16 protein-coding genes are annotated in these 18,631 nt (G+C 53.5%); 14 read left to right on the top strand and 2 right to left on the bottom strand.

Going from position 1 to position 18,631, the window contains the following annotated elements; genetic code table 11:
* Nucleotides 1-67: 67 nt before the first annotated feature.
* The gene (locus tag ACAW75_RS16340; protein WP_370729811.1) at nucleotides 68-283 is read right to left on the bottom strand and encodes a hypothetical protein; all 216 of its coding nucleotides are present in this window, start codon (nucleotides 281-283) and stop codon (nucleotides 68-70) included.
* A 21-nt stretch (nucleotides 284-304) separates the two neighbouring features.
* Nucleotides 305-934, bottom strand: a complete 630-nt coding sequence (locus ACAW75_RS16335) for a Uma2 family endonuclease (protein WP_370729810.1) — start codon at nucleotides 932-934, stop codon at nucleotides 305-307.
* Nucleotides 935-1,160: 226 nt separating this feature from the next.
* Between ACAW75_RS16335 and ACAW75_RS16330 the strand changes: the two genes are divergently transcribed.
* The 14 genes from ACAW75_RS16330 (at nucleotide 1,161) to ACAW75_RS16265 (ending at nucleotide 18,135) form a co-directional block, all read left to right on the top strand.
* Nucleotides 1,161-2,804, top strand: a complete 1,644-nt coding sequence (locus ACAW75_RS16330; protein WP_370729809.1) for a TldD/PmbA family protein — start codon at nucleotides 1,161-1,163, stop codon at nucleotides 2,802-2,804.
* Nucleotides 2,805-2,901: 97 nt separating this feature from the next.
* A complete protein-coding gene (locus ACAW75_RS16325) occupies nucleotides 2,902-4,233 on the top strand; it encodes a TldD/PmbA family protein (protein WP_370729808.1) in 1,332 nt (443 codons plus the stop codon).
* Between the two features lie 129 nt (nucleotides 4,234-4,362).
* Nucleotides 4,363-6,003, top strand: coding sequence for a TldD/PmbA family protein (locus ACAW75_RS16320; protein ID WP_370729807.1), 1,641 nt, complete (start codon nucleotides 4,363-4,365; stop codon nucleotides 6,001-6,003).
* Nucleotides 6,004-6,149: 146 nt separating this feature from the next.
* The gene (locus ACAW75_RS16315; RefSeq protein ID WP_370729806.1) at nucleotides 6,150-7,505 is read left to right on the top strand and encodes a TldD/PmbA family protein; all 1,356 of its coding nucleotides are present in this window, start codon (nucleotides 6,150-6,152) and stop codon (nucleotides 7,503-7,505) included.
* Between the two features lie 389 nt (nucleotides 7,506-7,894).
* Nucleotides 7,895-9,535, top strand: coding sequence for a TldD/PmbA family protein (locus ACAW75_RS16310; protein WP_370729805.1), 1,641 nt, complete (start codon nucleotides 7,895-7,897; stop codon nucleotides 9,533-9,535).
* A 132-nt stretch (nucleotides 9,536-9,667) separates the two neighbouring features.
* Nucleotides 9,668-11,005, top strand: coding sequence for a TldD/PmbA family protein (locus tag ACAW75_RS16305; protein WP_370729804.1), 1,338 nt, complete (start codon nucleotides 9,668-9,670; stop codon nucleotides 11,003-11,005).
* Between the two features lie 111 nt (nucleotides 11,006-11,116).
* A complete protein-coding gene (locus tag ACAW75_RS16300; RefSeq protein ID WP_370729996.1) occupies nucleotides 11,117-11,317 on the top strand; it encodes a DUF4160 domain-containing protein in 201 nt (66 codons plus the stop codon).
* Between the two features lie 7 nt (nucleotides 11,318-11,324).
* Nucleotides 11,325-11,564: a DUF2442 domain-containing protein gene (locus tag ACAW75_RS16295; RefSeq protein WP_370729803.1), complete on the top strand. Its 240-nt coding sequence runs from the start codon at nucleotides 11,325-11,327 to the stop codon at nucleotides 11,562-11,564.
* Nucleotides 11,565-12,024: 460 nt separating this feature from the next.
* On the top strand, nucleotides 12,025-12,423 hold the full coding sequence (locus tag ACAW75_RS16290; RefSeq protein ID WP_370729802.1) for a Uma2 family endonuclease: 399 nt from the start codon (nucleotides 12,025-12,027) through the stop codon (nucleotides 12,421-12,423).
* A gap of 430 nt (nucleotides 12,424-12,853) precedes the next feature.
* Nucleotides 12,854-15,283 (top strand): TonB-dependent receptor domain-containing protein, encoded by a 2,430-nt coding sequence (locus ACAW75_RS16285; RefSeq protein WP_370729801.1) that lies wholly within the window; start codon nucleotides 12,854-12,856, stop codon nucleotides 15,281-15,283.
* Between the two features lie 53 nt (nucleotides 15,284-15,336).
* Nucleotides 15,337-15,714, top strand: a complete 378-nt coding sequence (locus ACAW75_RS16280; protein WP_370729800.1) for a hypothetical protein — start codon at nucleotides 15,337-15,339, stop codon at nucleotides 15,712-15,714.
* Between the two features lie 88 nt (nucleotides 15,715-15,802).
* Nucleotides 15,803-16,177, top strand: a complete 375-nt coding sequence (locus ACAW75_RS16275; RefSeq protein WP_370729799.1) for a hypothetical protein — start codon at nucleotides 15,803-15,805, stop codon at nucleotides 16,175-16,177.
* 30 nt (nucleotides 16,178-16,207) lie between these two features.
* Nucleotides 16,208-16,879: a hypothetical protein gene (locus ACAW75_RS16270; protein WP_370729798.1), complete on the top strand. Its 672-nt coding sequence runs from the start codon at nucleotides 16,208-16,210 to the stop codon at nucleotides 16,877-16,879.
* A 38-nt stretch (nucleotides 16,880-16,917) separates the two neighbouring features.
* Nucleotides 16,918-18,135 carry a helix-turn-helix domain-containing protein gene (locus tag ACAW75_RS16265; RefSeq protein WP_370729797.1) on the top strand — a complete coding sequence of 406 codons (1,218 nt, stop codon included), beginning with the start codon at nucleotides 16,918-16,920 and terminating at the stop codon, nucleotides 18,133-18,135.
* Nucleotides 18,136-18,631 lie beyond the last annotated feature (496 nt).

Genomic DNA, 18,631 nt, shown 5'->3' with positions numbered 1-18,631 from the left:
TTGACATCACGTTCAAAATCTTCGGTTGGTATAATTGTGAAAAACCACTGTCCATATATAGAAATTCTTATAGCGAGTTTAAAAACTCGTTTAACGTCCGCAGGTTGGCCTCACCTCGTTCATCTGCCTTTGACTGCTTGTAGCTTCGTTCAATACGGTCCAATACAGCTTCTTCATTATCAGGCTGCTCATCGACGGTAACTTCTAACGATGCGCCAATTGCTTTAGCTAGTTCCTCGAAAAGGGGAATATATTGATCTTTCGTTTTTATGATAAGCGTCATAAGCTGGATGTTAAAATGTGCTTAATACTCAATTTCCTCCTCATCCAGCAACTGCTTGATGTTGAGCTGGCAGTCATCCAAAATAGAAATAGACGTTGACCAGTCGACGATGTGCCAGGTAGGGTCGTTGCGGTCGATAACGTAGACTTTTTGCATGCTCGTGATAATCCAGAAGATCCGTTCGACGCCGAAATCGAGCAATTTTCGGGCTTTCTGCATGACGTATCCATCAGCCCCGTTCTCAAACCCGGATACATCAGCCTTGATGTCTACTTCAATGACAATTTTGGGCGGAATGTCGAAGTACTTTCCACGTAGTTTATCCATTTTCGCCTTTTCATAAATAACGACATCGTTACAGAGGTTGTCATTTAGAGCGAGATGTAAGCCAATTTCATTTGTGGCTAAGAGATACTGCTTGCGGTCAATCTGACCATACAAATAACCGGTTAGCAGCGCTACCAATACGCCCTGTAAATCAGAACACGACATAACTTCCTCAATGGTCTTTTTCCCCGCCAGCACATCGTGGTAGCCTTTGTAATAGACAGGCTTCCCTACCCACTGCTCGTAGATAAGCGCAGCAGGTACGTTGCGCTTTGATGAGCGTCGCGGTTGGGTACGTGTCTGTTTATCAGCAATCGCAGTCATACATTCCTCTTGTTGAATGAGTAATCAAGTTAGTGAGAATTGATGAGTTGAGCAAAAGACACTAGAGTTCCATTATAAAGGTGTGTGCCACACACGACGCCTCTTTTTGGTATATCCCTTTTTTATACCGCCATTCGTCATAAAAAGTTGTCTGTAGCGCCCGTAGGCCGTAGATTGTGCTGCTTTTTAGCGCGTTTGCCCAATAATCCAATATTATCTTCATTATATGAATAGACGTAACTTCATCAACTTATCAGGACTGGGTGTTGGGGGGCTGCTCGTTGGTGGCGTGCCCGTTTACGGGAATACGGTATCGGTGGAACGGCTGCTGGAACCTGGTGTGGATGTGGCGACCAAAAAACGGCTGGCCGACATTGCGCTCAATGCCGCCAGGAGCAAGGGCGCCTCCTACACCGATGTGCGCATTGGTCGCTACCTGCAACAGTATGTGTTTACCCGCGAGAAGCAGGTGCAGAACATCAGCAATGCCGAATCGTTCGGGGTTGGTATCCGGGTAATTGCCAATGGGACCTGGGGCTTCGCGGCCACCAGCGACGTAACCCCCGCCGGTATCGCCAAATGCGCAGAAACGGCCGTGGCCATCGCCAAAGCAAATGCCAAGCTTCAGAGTGAGCCAGTGGTGCTGGCCCCGCAGAAAGGCGTGGGTGAGGTGTCGTGGAAAACGCCGATCAAAAAAAATGCCTTCGAGATTCCGGTGAAGGATAAAATTGATCTGTTGCTGAAAACCAACGCCGCCGCTATGGATAACGGGGCAGGCTTCATGACATCGAACCTGTTCATGATCAATGAACAGAAATATTTTGCCTCGACAGACGGGTCGTATATTGATCAGGATATTCACCGGATCTGGCCAACGTTTACCGCAACGGCGGTAGACCGGGCCGCCGGGAAGTTCAAAACCCGCGACGCGTTCAGCTCACCCATGGGCATGGGCTACGAATACCTGGACGGGCTGGCCTCGGAGAAAATTCCCGGTCCGGACGGACTGGTTGGGTATCGGAACTCCTATGATATGGTGGAGGATGCCACACTGGCCGCCAAGCAGGCGAAACAGAAAATGACCGCCAAAACCGTTACGGCTGGTAAATACGACCTCGTTCTCGACCCGAACCACCTCGGCCTGACCATCCACGAATCGGTAGGTCACCCAACGGAGCTTGACCGGGTGCTGGGTTACGAAGCCAACTACGCCGGTACGTCTTTCGCCACGCTCGATAAATGGAAAACCAAGTCGTTCAAGTACGGTAGTGATCTGGTCAATATTGTGGCCGACAAAAAACAGCCGTTCACGCTGGGTACGGTAGGCTACGACGATGAAGGCGTGCCGGCCAAAGAATGGGATCTGATCAAAAACGGGGTGCTGGTCAATTACCAGGCTATTCGCGATCAGGTGGCTATCCTGGGCGGGAACGAATCGAACGGTTGCTGCTATGCCGACAACTGGGATTCGGTGCAATTCCAGCGGATGCCGAACGTGTCGTTGAAACCCGGCACCGAAAAACGGTCGGTGATCGATATGATCAAGGGCGTCGATAAAGGCATTTACATCATCGGTCGTGGCTCGTATTCGATTGATCAGCAACGGTACAACTTCCAGTTCGGGGGGCAGCTGTTCTACGAGATCAAGAACGGCGAAATCGTTGGGATGCTCGACGATGTGGCCTATCAGGCCAACACGCAGGAGTTCTGGAACTCCTGCGCCCAGCTCTGCGACAAAGACGATTACCGCACCTTCGGCTCGTTCTTCGACGGAAAAGGGCAGCCTTCACAAGTCAGCGCCGTCTCGCACGGAAGCCCGACTACCCGTTTCAACGGCGTCAACGTAATCAATACCGGACGGAGAATCTAAAAAGAGTTTGCTGTTTGCTGTTTGCTGTTTACTGTTGCTTCGCTCATCAGCAGCGCAACAGTAAACAGCAAACAGCAAACAGCAAACAGAAAAAAATATGGCTATTCTAACAGAAGCAGAAGCAAAACGAATAATTGATAAAGTGCTCTCGTTCTCCAAGGCCGATGAGCTAAGTGTAAGCCTGTCGGGTGGACGACGGGGAAACATCCGCTACGCCCGCAACGCGGTGTCGACCAGTGGCGAATCGGAGAATATATCGCTGGGCGTAACGGCGTCTTTCGGTAAAAAAACGGGTACGGCTACCATCAACGAACTGGATGATGCGTCGCTGGAAAAGACGGTTCGTCGGGCGGAGGAAGTGGCCCGGCTGGCCCCTGAAAACCCCGAATACATGCCCGTGCTGGGGCCGCAGACGTACCTGAAAACGGACCCCTACGCCAAAAGTACCGCCAACATGGACCCCAACTTCCGGGCACAGGCAACATTCGATAGCGTGGACCCCTGCCGCAAGAAAAACCTGACGGCTGCCGGGTATATGGAAGATTCGACCCGGTTCAACGCCATTGGCAACACCAAAGGATTGTCGGCCTATAACCGCGAAACATCGGTCGAGTTTTCGGTCACCGTGCGCACGGCCGACGGCACTGGCTCCGGGTACGCCACCCGCGATGTGACGGACGTGAGCAAGCTGAACACCCGCGAGGCCACCGAAATTGCCATGCAGAAAGCCATGGCGTCGACCAATGCCCGGGCCCTGGAGCCCGGAAAATATACGGTCATTCTGGAGCCCGCGGCGCTGGTAGCCAACGTCGATGCGTCGCTGCTGAACGCGATGGTGCGGTCGATGGATGCCCGCTCGGCCGACGAAGGGCGGAGTTTCCTGAGCAAAAAAGGCGGAGGTACCCGACTGGGCGAAAAACTGTTCGACGAACGCGTGACGATCTACTCGGACCCAACGAATCTGGAGGTACCCAACGGGGCGTTCAGTGGTGACGGCCGACCGCAGGAAAAAGTGACCTGGATTGAGAAAGGCGTGGTAAAAAACATGCCGTACTCGCGTTACTGGGCCGAAAAGAAAGGCGTTCACGCCACGCCGGGCGGTGGTAACTTTATCATGGAAGGCGGTACGCAGTCGCTGGCCGACATGATCAAAAACACCGAAAAAGGCATCCTGGTCACGCGCTTCTGGTATATCCGTCCGGTTGATCCGCAGACGCTGCTCTATACCGGCCTGACCCGCGACGGGACGTTCTACATCGAAAACGGCCAGATCAAATTCCCGGTCAAGAATTTCCGCTTCAACGAAAGTCCGGTCATTATGCTCAATAACCTCGAAGCGCTGGGCAAACCGGTCCGTATGGGTGGCAACCTGGTTCCGCCCATGAAGATCCGCGACTTCACGTTCACTTCTCTTTCAGACGCCGTATAAAAAGGTGTTTATTGTTTGCCGTTTTCAGTTGCTCCGCTACGCCGGCCCGTGCAAATGCAACGATTTGCTACTCAGCAGCGCAACAGAAGACAGCAAACAGTAAACTGAAAACTAAAACATTCTTCTTCCATGAATAGACGCGATTTTAACCAAATGCTGGGCCTGGGTGCCGTTGGTATGCTGGCACCCACGATGCCTGCTTTTGCCCGCACGGTATCCGCCGAAGCCCTGCTGGAGCCGGGCCTCGACATTGCCGTGAAAAAACGGCTGGCCGACGCGGCACTCAACGCGGCCAAAGCGAAAGGGGCCACTTACGCCGACGTGCGAATTGGCCGCTACCTCAACCAGTCGGTGCTCACCCGCGAGAATAAGGTGCAGGGCATCATCAATACCGAGTCATTTGGTGTGGGGGTGCGTGTCATTGCCAATGGCTGCTGGGGCTTCGCTTCAGTAGGCGATGCCCGTAACGAGTCGGTAGTAGCCAAAGCCGCTGAAACCGCCGTAGCCATCGCTAAAGCTAACGCCCGGTTGCTGACCGAACCCGTAGTACTGGCTCCTCAGAAAGGATTCGGTGAGGTAAGCTGGAAAGCGCCGATCAAGCAGAATGCCTTCGAAGTGCCCGTTAAAGAGAAGGTCGATTTGCTGCTGGCCTGTAATGCCGCGGCGATGAAAAACGGGGCCAATTTCGTCAACAACGTCATGTTCCAGGTCAACGAGCAGAAATATTTCGCCTCGACCGATGGTACCTACGCCGATCAGGATATTCACCGGATCGGGCCCAGCTTTACAGTGACGGCCGTTGATCCGCAGAGCGGTAAGTTCTCGACGCGGAATTCGCTAAGCTCCCCCATGGGCATGGGCTATGAGTATTTGCAGGTAAATCCGGCCGATAAAGTAACCGGCGTAACGACCCGCTACAACAAGGGCTACGATATGCTGGAAGACATTACGCTGGCGGCGAAACAGGCCAAAGAGAAACTGTCGGCCAAGTCGGTGGAAGCGGGCAAGTACGACCTCGTCCTCGATCCGTCGCACACCTGGCTGACGATCCATGAATCGGTGGGCCACCCGCTGGAACTCGACCGGGTATTGGGCTACGAAGCTAACTACGCAGGTACGTCCTTCGCCACGCTCGATAAGTGGCAGTCGAAGAATTTCCAGTACGGCAGCAAGCAGGTTAACTTCTTCGCCGACAAAACCCAGCCCGATTCGCTGGGGGCTGTAGGCTGGGATGATGAAGGCGTGAAAACGAAACGCTGGGATTTGGTAAAAGACGGCGTGCTGGTGAACTACCAGGCTATCCGTGATCAGGTGCATATCATTGGCGAGAAAGAGTCGCAGGGTTGCTGCTACGCCGATAACTGGAGCTCGGTGCAGTTCCAGCGGATGGCCAACGTATCGCTGGCGGCAGGCAAGACGCCACTGTCGGTCGAGCAGATGATCAAAGACGTGAAGAAAGGCATCTACATCATCGGTGACGGTTCCTTCTCGATCGATCAGCAGCGGTACAACTTCCAGTTTGGTGGTCAATTGTTCTACGAGATCAAGGACGGTCAGATTGCCGGTATGCTGAAAGATGTGGCCTACCAGGCCAATACCCGCGAATTCTGGAACTCGTGCGTGGCCGTTTGCGACGAAAGCGATTACCGGCTGGGTGGTGCCTTCAACGATGGCAAAGGGCAGCCGAGCCAAAGCAGCGCCGTCTCACACGGGAGCGCCACAGCCCGGTTCAGCGGCGTCAACGTCATCAATACGGCAAGGAAAATTTAAAATCAGTTTACAGTTTGCAGTTTACTGCGGTCCGCTGCTGCGGTGCTTCGCCACGGCACGATACGTACCTAGAGCAACGCACCGCAGCAGCGGACCGCAGTAAACTGCAAACTGTAAACAGCAAACTATAAACAGTAACCTGTTTTATGGCCATCCTATCAAAAGAAGAAGCTAAAAAGATCATCGACAAGGTACTTGCCTATTCCAAGGCCGATGAGATGAGTGTAGGCCTGTCGGGCGGACGCCGGGGCAACATTCGGTATGCGCGTAACTCGGTGTCGACCAGTGGCGAATCTGACAGCCTGGGCCTGTCGGTTACGTCGGTGTTCGGTAAAAAGTCGGGTACGGCCACTATTAACGAGTTCGATGATGCGTCGCTGGAAAAGACGGTACGTCGGGCCGAGGAAATTGCGCGGCTGGCCCCCGAAAATCCCGAGTATATGCCCATGCTGGGGCCGCAGAAGTATCTGGATACCAATACGTTTGCCCAGAGTACGGCCAACATCAACCCGGAGTTCCGGGCGCAGGCTGCCTTCGACAGCATCGACCCCTGCCGCAAGAAAAACCTGACCGCTGCCGGGTACATGGAAGATACGACTGGTTTCACGGCCATTGGCAACAGCAAAGGCCTGTTCGGCTACAACAAATCGACCAGCGTAGACTTTTCGATTACCGTACGTACCGCCGACGGGACCGGTTCGGGCTACGCCAACCCCGACGTGAACGATGTCAGCAAACTCAGCACCCGGGCTTCTACTGAAATTGCCATGCAGAAGGCATTGGCGTCGGTAAATGCACGAGCCCTGGAGCCGGGTAAATACACCGTCATTCTGGAGCCAACCGCCTCGGTTGAACTGCTGCAAAATATGATGCGGAGCGTCGACGCTCGTTCGGCGGATGAAGGGCGTTCGTTTTTGAGCAAGAAAGGCGGTGGCACCCGGCTGGGCGAAAAACTCTTCGATGAGCGCGTCACTATCATCTCTGATCCGATGAACCTCGAGCTGCCGCAGTCGCCCTTTGGTGGTGGCGGAGGCGGCGGTGGCCGTTTCGGCGGCGGTGGGAACGACGGCTTACCGCAGGAGAAACGTACCTGGATCGAGAACGGCATCGTGAAAAACCTGGCCTATTCGCGCTTCTGGGCCGACAAGAAAGGGGTACAGCCTATTCCGGGGCCAGGTGGTTTCATCATGCTGGGCGGCAATCAGTCGCTGGCCGAGATGATCAAGAGCACCGATAAGGGTATTCTGGTTACGCGGTTCTGGTATATCCGCGCCGTTGATCCGCAAACCCAGCTCTACACCGGCCTGACCCGCGACGGGACGTTCTACATCGAAAACGGCCAGATCAAATTCCCCGTCAAGAACTTCCGTTTCAACGAAAGTCCGGTCATCATGCTCAACAACGTCGAAGCGTTGGGTAAGCCCGTTCGCGCAGGCGGCAACCTGATTCCGCCGATGAAGATCCGCGATTTCACGTTCACCTCTCTTTCTGACGCCGTGTAGGTTTATGGACGTTTACCGCAAAAAGCCACCGGGTTCCGGTGGCTTTTTGCCTGTTGAACAGTGGATATCAAAGGTTAGTTGTCACCCCGTGTCGCTTGCCACAGGCAAGCGACAACGGAAACAACGGAGTCATTAGGTGGTCATGTTTCGTAAATAATCCTCGTAAACGAGCAATGACCACCCAATGCCTACCCAACAACCACTATGCTAACTGCCGTTCGTGTAACTTCCAGCGATCTAGTTGCTGAAATGGCTAAATTTCATGGGCTGGTCAACACATACCTGGCATCCGCTATGCAACGACAGGGCCTTCAGGAACATCTTTCGACGGGGATCGTGTGTAGCCTTTGTCATAACGTACCCAACCAATCTCTTTTACTAAAAACTCAATGAACCGCCGACACTTCAACCAACTACTGGGCCTGTCTGCCGCTGGCATTCTGCTGCCCAATGCATCGTCATTCGGTCGATCTGTCGATCCGAGTGTGCTTCTCGAGAGTGGCCTCGACGTAGCTGTAAAAAAACGCCTGGCCGATGCGGCGCTTAACGCTGCCAAAGCAAAAGGAGCCACCTACACCGACGTGCGCATTGGCCGGTACCTGCGCCAGTTTGTGATCACGCGCGAAGACAAAGTGCAGAACATCGTCAACACCGAAAGTTATGGCGTAGGTGTACGGGTTATTGCCAACGGATGCTGGGGTTTCTCGGCCCTGGTCGACGCGAAAAACGAGGCCGACGTGGCGCGTGCTGCCGAAGAGGCGGTGGCTATTGCCAAAGCCAACTCGCGCCTGATGAAAAAACCAGTCGAGCTGGCCCCGCAAAAAGGGTACGGCGAGGTGGAGTGGAAAGCGCCGATCAAGAAAAATGCGTTCGAGGTGCCCATTCAGGAAAAGGTAGATCTGCTGCTGGGTGTAAACGCGGCAGCCATGAAAAACGGGGCCAACTACGTGAACTCGGTGCTGTTCATGGTCAACGAGCAGAAGTACTTTGCCTCGTCAGACGGTACCTATGCTGATCAGGATATCCACCGCATCTGGCCAATTTTCAACGTGACCTGCATCGACCCTAAATCGGGTAAGTTCGAGACTCGGAATGCCCTGAGCGCCCCCATGGGCATGGGCTACGAATACTTGCAGGTAAATCCGTCTGATAAAGTAACGGGCATCACCACGCGCTATAACAAGGGCTACGACATGCTCGAAGACGTGACGGCGGCGGCACAACAGGCGAAACAGAAACTGTCGGCCAAGTCGGTCGAGGCGGGTAAATATGACCTGGTGCTCGATCCAAGTCATCTTTGGCTAACCATTCACGAGTCGGTGGGTCACCCGCTGGAGCTCGACCGCGTGCTGGGTTACGAAGCCAACTTCGCCGGTACGTCCTTCGCTACGCTGGATAAATGGCAATCGAAAAACTTCCAGTACGGCAGCAAGCTGGTCAACCTCATTGCTGATAAAACGCAGGTTGGGTCGCTGGGGGCGGTTGGTTATGATGACGAGGGCGTCGCCACCAAAAAATGGGATCTGGTAAAAGATGGTATACTGGTAAATTATCAGGCCATCCGCGATCAGGTGGGTATCATTGGCGAAAAAGAATCGCAGGGCTGTTGCTACGCCGACTCGTGGGGCACGGTGCAGTTCCAGCGCATGGCCAACGTCTCGCTGGCGGCGGGACAAACACCCTTGTCAGTGCAGGATATGATCAAAGATGTCAAGAAAGGTATCTACATCATCGGCGACGGGTCTTTCTCGATCGATCAGCAGCGGTATAACTTCCAGTTTGGTGGTCAGCTGTATTACGAGATCAAAGACGGCCAGATTGCCGGCATGCTGAAAGACGTGGCCTACCAGTCGAACACGCAGGAGTTCTGGAACTCGTGCGCCGCCATCTGCGACGATCGGGATTATCGCCTTGGCGGCTCGTTCTTCGATGGCAAAGGACAGCCTTCGCAGGTTAGCGCCGTCTCGCACGGGTCGGCAACGACGCGTTTCAATGGTGTCAATGTGATCAATACAGCTAGAAAAATTTAGTTTCAAGTTTCAGGTTTCAAGTTTCAAATGCGTTGCCTGATCATCAGTATGTTGACGAGCAGCGCACCTGAAACTTGAAACCTGAAACTTGAAACTTGAAACCTGAAACTTGAAACCTGAAACTCTTTAAAGATGGCAACAATCTTAACTGAAGCGGAGGCCAAGGCTCTGCTCACCAAAGTGCTCAGCTACTCGAAAGCCGACGAGTGCGAAGTGAACCTATCGGGCGAAAAGCGGGGCAATATCCGTTACGCGCGCAATGAAGTCTCGACCAGCGGTGCCAAGACGAACCAGAATCTGGTGGTGCAATCGGCGTTTGGCAAGAAAGTCGGCACGGCTACCGTGGACGAGTTCGACGATGCTTCGCTCGAAAAAGTGGTTCGTCGGGCTGAAGAACTGGCGAAACTGGCACCCGAAAACCCGGAATACGTGGGTGTTCTGGAGCCGCAGACGTACCTGAAAAGCAATGGCTATTTCGCCAGCACGGCCAACCTGGCGCCCGATGCCCGCGCCGAAGCCGTAGCCAAAAGCCTGGAACTGACCCGAGCCGCTAAATTGACCGCCGCCGGATTTATGGAGGATTACCACGGCTACTCGGCCATGATGAACTCGAAAGGCCTGTTTGCCTACTACCCCGATACCAACGTCAACTTCTCGCTGACGGTACGGACCGACGATGGCAAAGGGTCCGGGTACGTGATCAAGGGCTTCAGCGACGTAACTAAGCTCGATACAGCCGCCGCTACGCGCATCGCCATGCAGAAAGCGACTGCTTCGGCAGATGCTAAAGCGCTGGAACCCGGCAAATACACCGTCATTCTGGAGCCTACGGCAGCCACTGTACTGCTCGAAAATATCTTCTTCGCCATGGATGCCCGCTCGGCCGACGAAGGACGGAGCTTCCTGAGCAAGCCGGGTGGCAAGACCAAGCTCGGCGAAAAGATCGTTGACCCCCGCGTAACGATCTACTCCGATCCGACCAACGCCGAACTGCCCGCTTCACCCTGGGCAGGTGATGGACAGGCGCAGCAGAAGATGAGCTGGATCGAGAAAGGCGTGGTGAAAAACATGGCGTACTCACGCTACTGGGCGCAGAAGAAAGGCGTAAAGCCCGTTCCATTCCCCAACAACGTGATCATGGCGGGTGGAACAGCCTCGCTCGAAGACATGATCAAAAGCACCCAGCGCGGTATTTTGGTGACCAAGCTGTGGTACATCCGCACGGTCGACCCGCAAACGCTGCTGCTCACCGGCCTGACCCGCGACGGGACGTTCTACATCGAGAATGGCAAGATCAAGCATGCCGTGAAGAACTTCCGGTTCAACGAAAGTCCGGTCATCATGCTCAACAACCTCGAAACGCTGGGCAAACCCGAGCGCGTGGTCAGCACCGAATCGGATGCGAACTACCTGGTTCCGCCCATGAAGATCCGCGAGTTTACGTTCAGCAGCTTGTCAGACGCAGTGTAAATTCCGAATTTAGTCTACTGAACGACCAAATCATGTCGCCAGATGCCCGTTATTTCTATGTTTTATGGGCTGATTGTCAGCCTATATTATTTTGACAACTAACAGCACAAACTGCCTCACATTCATGTTCGATACGGTGAAATGGAAGCCGTTTTCAAAATAGATGATGGCGACATGTTAGACGGAAAACTGCCAAAAGGAAAGATAAAACTGGTTCAGGCTTGGATTGAAATACATCAGGAAAGCTTGATGGCCGATTGGCAACTGGCTATTAGTGGACAAAAGATTTTTCCGATCGATCCTCTAAAGTAATTGATGTATGAATCCGCGTGTAGTTGCTGTAAAGCCGATTGACAACTATTGCCTTGAGTTGGTTTTCACGAATCAGGAACGTAAACGGTTTGATGTGAAGCCTTACCTGGGAATAGGCTTGTTTGAGGAACTTCGTGATCTGGTTTTGTTTAATGGAATTCAGGCAAGTCATGGAAGTATACGCTGGCCAAATGACCTTGATCTTGATCCTGATACGCTTTACCTGGATAGTCAACCGGTTGACTGAGTACAGGTTCCGCCCATGAAGATCCGCGAGTTTACGTTCAGCAGCCTGTCAGATGCGGTGTAGAAGGTAAATACACAGAATAATGTAGCACTAGTAAAGCGGACATAAGTCGTCATTCGACTATGTCCGCTTTTTGCTTTAGCCTACCCTTTAATTTAGTGTCATGCTAGCCACTCGCGTTGCCCGTTTGCTTGAAGCCCCCGATGCCCGGCTCGTTATTGAGCGCGTTTAGGCTATTCTGGATGATGAAACACAGCGGCGTCGTGCGTTCCGCGAATGGCTCACGGATGACGTGAAAGCCGGTTTATCAACGGCGAAGTGATTATGCACTCACCCGTGCGTCGTCGACATTTAGACGCATTGAAGTTCCTTGAGAACCTGCTTCAAAACTTTGTTGTACTCCACGTTCTTGGCGCGGTTGACTCAGAGAAAGCACTGGTCAGCCTGACGCGGAATGACTATGATCGGACCGCCGATGCGGCCAGATAGCTGCTTCTGGAATAAGGAAATAGCCAGTACGTTCGATGACGAAACAATGGTGCATCCGGCGCCCGACCTGATCGTCGAAATTTTGTCAAGGAGTACGACCAGCCGGGATCGGGGAATAAAATTTGAGGATTATGCCGCGCACGGCGTTCGCGAATACTGGATCATTGACCCGGTACGTGAATCGCTGGAACAATATCAGCTAGATGAGGCCACGATGGCCTTTGCTTCGGCGGCTACTCTGTTTGTTGGCGATACGCTTGACGCCCTGACCGTACCAGGATTTCGTATTCCCGTAAAGGCCATTTTTGACCAGCAACTGAATCTGGAAACGCTACAGCAACTGATGCAAACAGATCGTAAGGAATTTTGATCGATTAGTAGGCCGCTATACACTGGTAATAACGTAAAGGGCGGACTTTGGTTTGCCCTTTTTCGTGACTTGAAGTGACACTAGCACGCTTTCAAAATAGAAATTAGACGTTAGCAGGCAGCGCTTTTGTCATCCCGACGGAAGGAAGGATCGTGGCGTTCTTTCTGGAAGGGTCAGGCGCTATTAGAAGGAACGCCACGATCCTTCCGTCGGGATGACAAAAGCGTTATAATTAAATTCGATAAGAACTAGTTTGAGCCATAAAACGGGTTAGAACAGCGTATTTGCCCATTTTATGGCTCAACTTATGATTTGAGCCGTCTCAAATTAATGATGAGGCGAGCGGGGGAGGGGCACCGGCCACCTTTGGTCCATCATTCAGCGCATCAACTGGTCAACGTCGAACAAGGTGCCGCTGGTGATCCGACCAATGGCCCGTTTACTCTACTCCGCTTTTCTTTTATGCATCGTACTGGGTGTGGCTACGGCCCAGTCCATTACGGGTTCTGTTCAAAACGCCGGGAATAGCCCCGCCCCGTTTGCTGCGCTGAAACTATTGCGTGCACCTGACTCCACCTTCGTGAAAGGTACCGTGGCCGATGAGGCGGGGCGCTTCACGTTCAGCAACGTACCTGCGGGGGCCTACCGGGTCCAGGCTTCGTTTGTGGGCATGAATAACGCCACCAGTAAAGAAGTGCGGGTGCAGGCGGGGCAGGCAACGTACCTGGATCCCATCCAGCTACAAGCATCAACCAACACCCTGGCGGCGGTGACGGTGCGGGCCGGCAGACCGTACGTCGAACAGCGGGCCGATAAGACGGTCCTGAACGTGGCGGATAACGCTACGGCGCAGGGAAAAACAGCCTACGAAATGCTCCAGCAGGCGCCTGGTGTGGTGATCGACCCGAACGATAATGTGCGCATGGCAGGTAAACAGGGCGTGAACGTGTTCATCGACGGAAAACCAACCAACCTCTCGGCGGCCGACCTCGCCAACCTGCTTCGGGCAACGCCGGCGTCCAACATCGCTACGGTTGAACTGATCTCGAATCCTTCGGCGCGGTACGATGCCCAGGGTGGGGCGGGGGTCATCAACATCAAATTCCGGCGCGATAAAAGCCTGGGGCTGAACGGTAACGCCTCGGCGGGCTATGGCCAAAGTGACCATTACCGCGCCAATGCCGCCGTTGACCTGAACTACCGCGCCAAACGCCTGAACCTGTTTGGTAACCTGTCGGGAAGCGATAATTTCCAGAACACCAACGTACGCATCAACCGGTATCTGGCGGGGGCGCAGTTTCTGCAACGCGGGTTCGATGCCGACGGAACACGGGCGGTCGTCTACAAAGCGGGTGCCGACTATACCGTCGGCACCCGCCATACCCTTGGCCTGATCGTGGCGGGTAATGCGGCATCGAACCAGTTTGGTACCTACACTACTACCGATATCTTCGGTAAACGCACCACGCCCGATTCGAGTTTGACCAACCGCGTCGATAGTCCCAGTCAGAATAACCGGATCAACGCGGCGCTCAATTATCAGTATGCCGACACGCTGGGCCTGACCCTGTACGTCGACGCCGATTATACCCGATTTGGCAACACCGCACCCAGCCGCATCACCAGCGAGTACACGGGCGCTGAGGGGCAGCCCCTGTTCAACCGCCAGAATCGGTTCGACGCCACCACCGACATCACGATCCTGACGTTCAGAGCCGATCTGACAAAAGAATGGAAGAGCCGCCACCGGTCCGACGCTTCGGTAACGATGGAAACGGGCTTTAAACATACCGACGTAGATACCGACAACGATCTGCTGGCGTTTACGGGCGTTGAAAACCGGGCTGACGTAAACCGAACCAACCGCTTCACGTACCGCGAAATTGTGACGGCGGCCTATGCGTCGTTGAACCGAAAAACGGGCAAACTGACTATGCAGGCCGGATTACGAGCCGAAAACTCGCTGGTAAACGGCCGGTCAACCGATTTGCTCAAGCGCACCATCAACCGTCCTGACACCACGTACCTGAACCTGTTCCCAACGGCTTATGTACAGTATCAGGTATCGAAAAACGGGCAGCTATCGGTGAACTACGGTCGGCGGATTGGTCGGCCCAATTACCAGGACATGAACCCGTTCGTGTACCAGATAGACCCCTACACCAGTCAGCGCGGGAATCCGTTTCTGCGGCCTTCGTACACACAGAATGCGGAGCTGAGCTACACCTATAAATGGGCGACGACGCTGAAGATCGCCTATAGTTCAACCAGCGATTTTTCGACCGACGTGATCCGGCAGGACGGGCTGACTGCCTACCAGACCGTGGACAACGTGGGTAAGGCAACTGTGTTGAACCTGTCGATAAACTCGCCTTTCGCTATCAAAAAATGGTGGAACGCCTACCTCTACGCCGGCGCCACCTGGACTCGTTATCAGGGGGCAATCGCAACAAATCAGGATGTCGATCAGCGGGCGTTTGCCTTCGAAGGCTATATGCAACACTCGTTTACGCTGTCGAAAGTCTGGGAGGCGCAGGTATCGGGGTTCTGGAATGCACCTACCCGGCAGACGATCTACCAGATTGGCGGGTTGGGGGCCCTGAACCTGAGCGTTCAGAAGAAAGTGATGGATGGTCGCGGCCGGGTCAGCTTCGGCATCGATGACCTGCTGAACACCATGCGCTGGACACAGGCGGGCGAGTTTGCCGGTGGTGCCCGGTTCGACATTTACCGCAAATGGGAAAGCCGCCGCGCCACTATCCGGTTCAGCTACCGCTTCGGCAATAACGAGGTGAAAGGTGCCCGCGAACGCAAAGACAACACCGGTGCCGAGCGCATCAAGACCAAGGGTAATCTGTAACCAGGATTCTTAGAATTTGGCTTGATTATCAGGATACTAAACCACCTGCGCCCATGAAAACGCTTCGCTTGCTCATTTGCCTGAGCCTGCTGCTGCCAGCCAGCGTGGCTGCTCAACAGCTTCAACGCGTGACGATCACGCTCAAAAACAACGGCCTCTTACCCAAACACGTCAAATTTTTGGAGAAACGTGCTGGCGAGCCGTTCAACGTCTTCACGACGTACCTGGCACCGGGGCAGACTTACAAAGTCGAATTGGTACCAGGTACGTTGCTGTCGCAGGTGAATCAGGAAGAGATCAACGCCTCGATGCGTGGCCTCGACGTACCCGGCAAACCGCTGCTTGTCGTGAAGCCTGAGGATGCTGGCAAGACAGTTAATCTTATTGCCAAAAAGGAGCCGATAAACGGGACAGAAAGGCCCAGGTTATAATCTGAGCCGTCTCATTTTCTTTTTGAGGCGAAGTGAGGGCCACTCACCCACCACCTTTGATCCAGTCAATTGCATAAACACAATCACCATGAAAACACTATTCGCTGCTCTGGCACTAATCCCGTTGCTCACCGATTGCCAGTCAGCTCGTTTCGCTAATCGCGTTACGTCTGTCACAACTATTCCTGCCAGCAAGGAATTTAATCTGGGCGATAACAGTCACGGTCCTTTCTCGGCACAGGTCAAAAACATTGGTTCTGTTGCCGTATTGGTTAACCAGCGGCAAGCCGACGGGAAACAACTAGCACTAGGCGAATTGAAACCTGGTGACAGTCGGTCCTTGACGTTCGATGCCCAGTCTTCGGCTGTATTTGTCAACGTATCACCGGACCAATCAGCTGAGTTATCTCTGGTATTGAAAGGAGACCTTAATCTCAGTATGGGATATACCAACGGAAAATAAAGTCAGTACATAATCATAATCACAATCACCATGAAATCGCTCATTGCTCTCTCCCTCATTACTTGTCTCGTAGCTGGCACGGCCAAACCTGCCGCTGCCCAAACGGCTAACGTACCTGCTACGGCAGCCACCGTATCCGTAGCAGGCAAGGCCGACCGGGTTACGTTTATGCTCAAAAACACGCTTGGTTACCACCGTATGTTCCGGGTCGAAGGGCCGGGCATTGCCTATGGGTTCACGATGAACAAGCGCGAGACCGTTCCCTGTAATTGGCCGGTAGGGTCGAAGCTCTATTTCAGTAACGATGGCGAAACAACCAAGGGGTTGATCCTGACCGTGACAGCGGCCGACGCGGGTAAAACCCTGCCGACGGGCGACGCCACTGCCGATAACACGCGGGCTGATAGACCAGCGGCCGACGCAACCGCGAATAAGGTCACGTTTGTGCTCCACAGCACGAGCCTGATTCCCCGGAAAATCACGCTGATCAGTTATGAGCCCGGCGCTACAGGCAACGGAACCTCTGGTTTTATGCTCGGTATAAAAGGCAATAGAACATGCTCGTTTCCGGTCGGTACCAAACTCTATCTGGCTAACAGCGAGCAGGTCGATGTGGTGATGAGCGGAAAGCGCATCGACACTGGAAAGCCTTTTCTGGTGGTGAAAAAAGAAGATGCTGGCCGAGTGGTCGATCTCGATTAGTTTAGTCATTTCTTTTCCTGCCCATACCTGCAACCTCCATGACGTTTTACTTCTCTGCCTATTCAACTCCCTTACTGTTTGGCTTCATACAGGGTTGGGTCTATGCTATTCTTCTGTGGATCAGGGGCTATCGGGAAGAGAGGCTGTCGGATAAACTGCTTGGTGGCGTGCTGGTGGCCCTTTGCTTCGAGATTTGGGTGTATATGCTCGGTTTCGGTGGCATCGAGATATTGTGGCGGCAGTTAGAGTTTTTTCCCCGCGATTTAGGCTATTTGCTGGGGCCGCTTGTTTATTTCTACCTCAAAAGTCAGTTCGACTCCACTTTTCGGTTTCGGCTCCGCGATGGCTGGCATGCCCTGCCGTTTATTAGTCACTGGGTATACCATATCACTGTGTTTGCCCAGGGACCGGCGTTTGTGCAACAGTGGGAAACCAACGTGCATAACCCGCTTCAGATCGGTAACATCGAATTTGTGGTGCTGCTTGTACAGCAATACGTTTATCTGTACTTATCGTTTCAACTGTACCGGGGCTATCGGCAGTGGATCAAGCACCAGTTTTCAGAAACCGACACCATCAGTTTCCGCTGGTACCGCAACTTCCTGATCGCTCTTATTGTCACAGCTACGATTAACCTGATCGTAACGCTTTTCGACATCTGGCTCGACCTTTCTTTCTGGCAGGATTGGTGGGGAAACCTGGCAGCAGTGGTGCTGATCTACTATGTGAGCATTGAAGGCTATGCCCAGACCCAACTGGCCCGAAAATTAGTATTCAAACCTGAGGTGACTAGTAGTGAGGCTGTTATGCCGGAAAGCCACGGTTTAGAACTACTCGCAGGGAAAAGTGCAGTGCCCAACCGTCAGCCAACCGTAGCTGCGTTATCGGCTGATCAGGCAAAAGTGGCTGTTCTGCTACCCGACTTGCCCGAGCGTCTCTCGACCTTATTGAGTTTCATGGAGAGTGAGAAGCCGTATTTGGAGCCCGATTTGGCCCTGCCCGATCTGGCGCGGCGAATGCACACTAACCCGGTGCTGCTCTCGCAGGTGATCAACGCGGGGGCGGGCAAGAACTTCAATGATTTTGTGAACGAGTACCGGGTCGATGAGTTCAAACGACAGGTACGTGACCCCGCCAATGCGCACCTGAGTTTCCTGGGCCTCGCACTCGACTGTGGCTTTAACTCAAAAGCGACCTTCAACCGGGCGTTCAAAAAATTCACAGGTACGTCGCCAAAGGAATTTGCTGATACGTAAACAGGACCGGCAACCAAACAGATCAGTAAAAACAGAAAAGCCCGTCGGCGCTGGGCAGACAGGCTTTTTACGATAGGTATGGGTAAGATCACCCACGCTGCTCAAAAGTTTTAGAAGCCATTTGCGTTAGCCGTCGCGTAGCGAAGGGGGCGGACCGAACCTTAAACGTCTTCGCTATACGTAATTTCGTCGCGTAGCCACACCGGCGGACCGGACCTAATAGCTGTAGTTAAATGCTTCGTTATAGGCATTTTCGTCGCCTAGCCGCAACGTCGCCTAGGCAACTCGTCGCGTAGCGACCTAATGTTTGTAGAAAATTGAGCTGCCTACATTTGATTCCGTCGCGTAGCGACCTAACGTCTGTAGAAGATTGAGCTGCCTACGTTTGATTCCGTCGCGTAGCGACCTAATGTTTGTAGAAGATTGAGCTGCCTACGTTTGATTCCGTCGCGTAGCGACCTAACCACATGATGAAGTGTTAGGTCGCTACGCGACG

This window comes from Fibrella arboris, assembly GCF_041321095.1.
In the GTDB taxonomy this organism is placed as follows: Bacteria; Bacteroidota; Bacteroidia; order Cytophagales; family Spirosomataceae; genus Fibrella; species Fibrella arboris.
Note: the sequence above shows the minus strand (reverse complement) of the source record. Positions and strands in the feature narration are given on the sequence as shown.

What these genes read in the sequence shown, in the direction of transcription:
- ACAW75_RS16340 (WP_370729811.1), bottom strand. Translation starts at nt 283, where the DNA reads ATGACGCTTATCATAAAAACGAAAGATCAATATATTCCCCTTTTCGAG.
- ACAW75_RS16335 (WP_370729810.1), bottom strand. Translation starts at nt 934, where the DNA reads ATGACTGCGATTGCTGATAAACAGACACGTACCCAACCGCGACGCTCA.
- ACAW75_RS16330 (WP_370729809.1), top strand. Translation starts at nt 1,161, where the DNA reads ATGAATAGACGTAACTTCATCAACTTATCAGGACTGGGTGTTGGGGGG.
- ACAW75_RS16325 (WP_370729808.1), top strand. Translation starts at nt 2,902, where the DNA reads ATGGCTATTCTAACAGAAGCAGAAGCAAAACGAATAATTGATAAAGTG.
- ACAW75_RS16320 (WP_370729807.1), top strand. Translation starts at nt 4,363, where the DNA reads ATGAATAGACGCGATTTTAACCAAATGCTGGGCCTGGGTGCCGTTGGT.
- ACAW75_RS16315 (WP_370729806.1), top strand. Translation starts at nt 6,150, where the DNA reads ATGGCCATCCTATCAAAAGAAGAAGCTAAAAAGATCATCGACAAGGTA.
- ACAW75_RS16310 (WP_370729805.1), top strand. Translation starts at nt 7,895, where the DNA reads ATGAACCGCCGACACTTCAACCAACTACTGGGCCTGTCTGCCGCTGGC.
- ACAW75_RS16305 (WP_370729804.1), top strand. Translation starts at nt 9,668, where the DNA reads ATGGCAACAATCTTAACTGAAGCGGAGGCCAAGGCTCTGCTCACCAAA.
- ACAW75_RS16295 (WP_370729803.1), top strand. Translation starts at nt 11,325, where the DNA reads ATGAATCCGCGTGTAGTTGCTGTAAAGCCGATTGACAACTATTGCCTT.
- ACAW75_RS16290 (WP_370729802.1), top strand. Translation starts at nt 12,025, where the DNA reads ATGATCGGACCGCCGATGCGGCCAGATAGCTGCTTCTGGAATAAGGAA.
- ACAW75_RS16285 (WP_370729801.1), top strand. Translation starts at nt 12,854, where the DNA reads ATGGCCCGTTTACTCTACTCCGCTTTTCTTTTATGCATCGTACTGGGT.
- ACAW75_RS16280 (WP_370729800.1), top strand. Translation starts at nt 15,337, where the DNA reads ATGAAAACGCTTCGCTTGCTCATTTGCCTGAGCCTGCTGCTGCCAGCC.
- ACAW75_RS16275 (WP_370729799.1), top strand. Translation starts at nt 15,803, where the DNA reads ATGAAAACACTATTCGCTGCTCTGGCACTAATCCCGTTGCTCACCGAT.
- ACAW75_RS16270 (WP_370729798.1), top strand. Translation starts at nt 16,208, where the DNA reads ATGAAATCGCTCATTGCTCTCTCCCTCATTACTTGTCTCGTAGCTGGC.
- ACAW75_RS16265 (WP_370729797.1), top strand. Translation starts at nt 16,918, where the DNA reads ATGACGTTTTACTTCTCTGCCTATTCAACTCCCTTACTGTTTGGCTTC.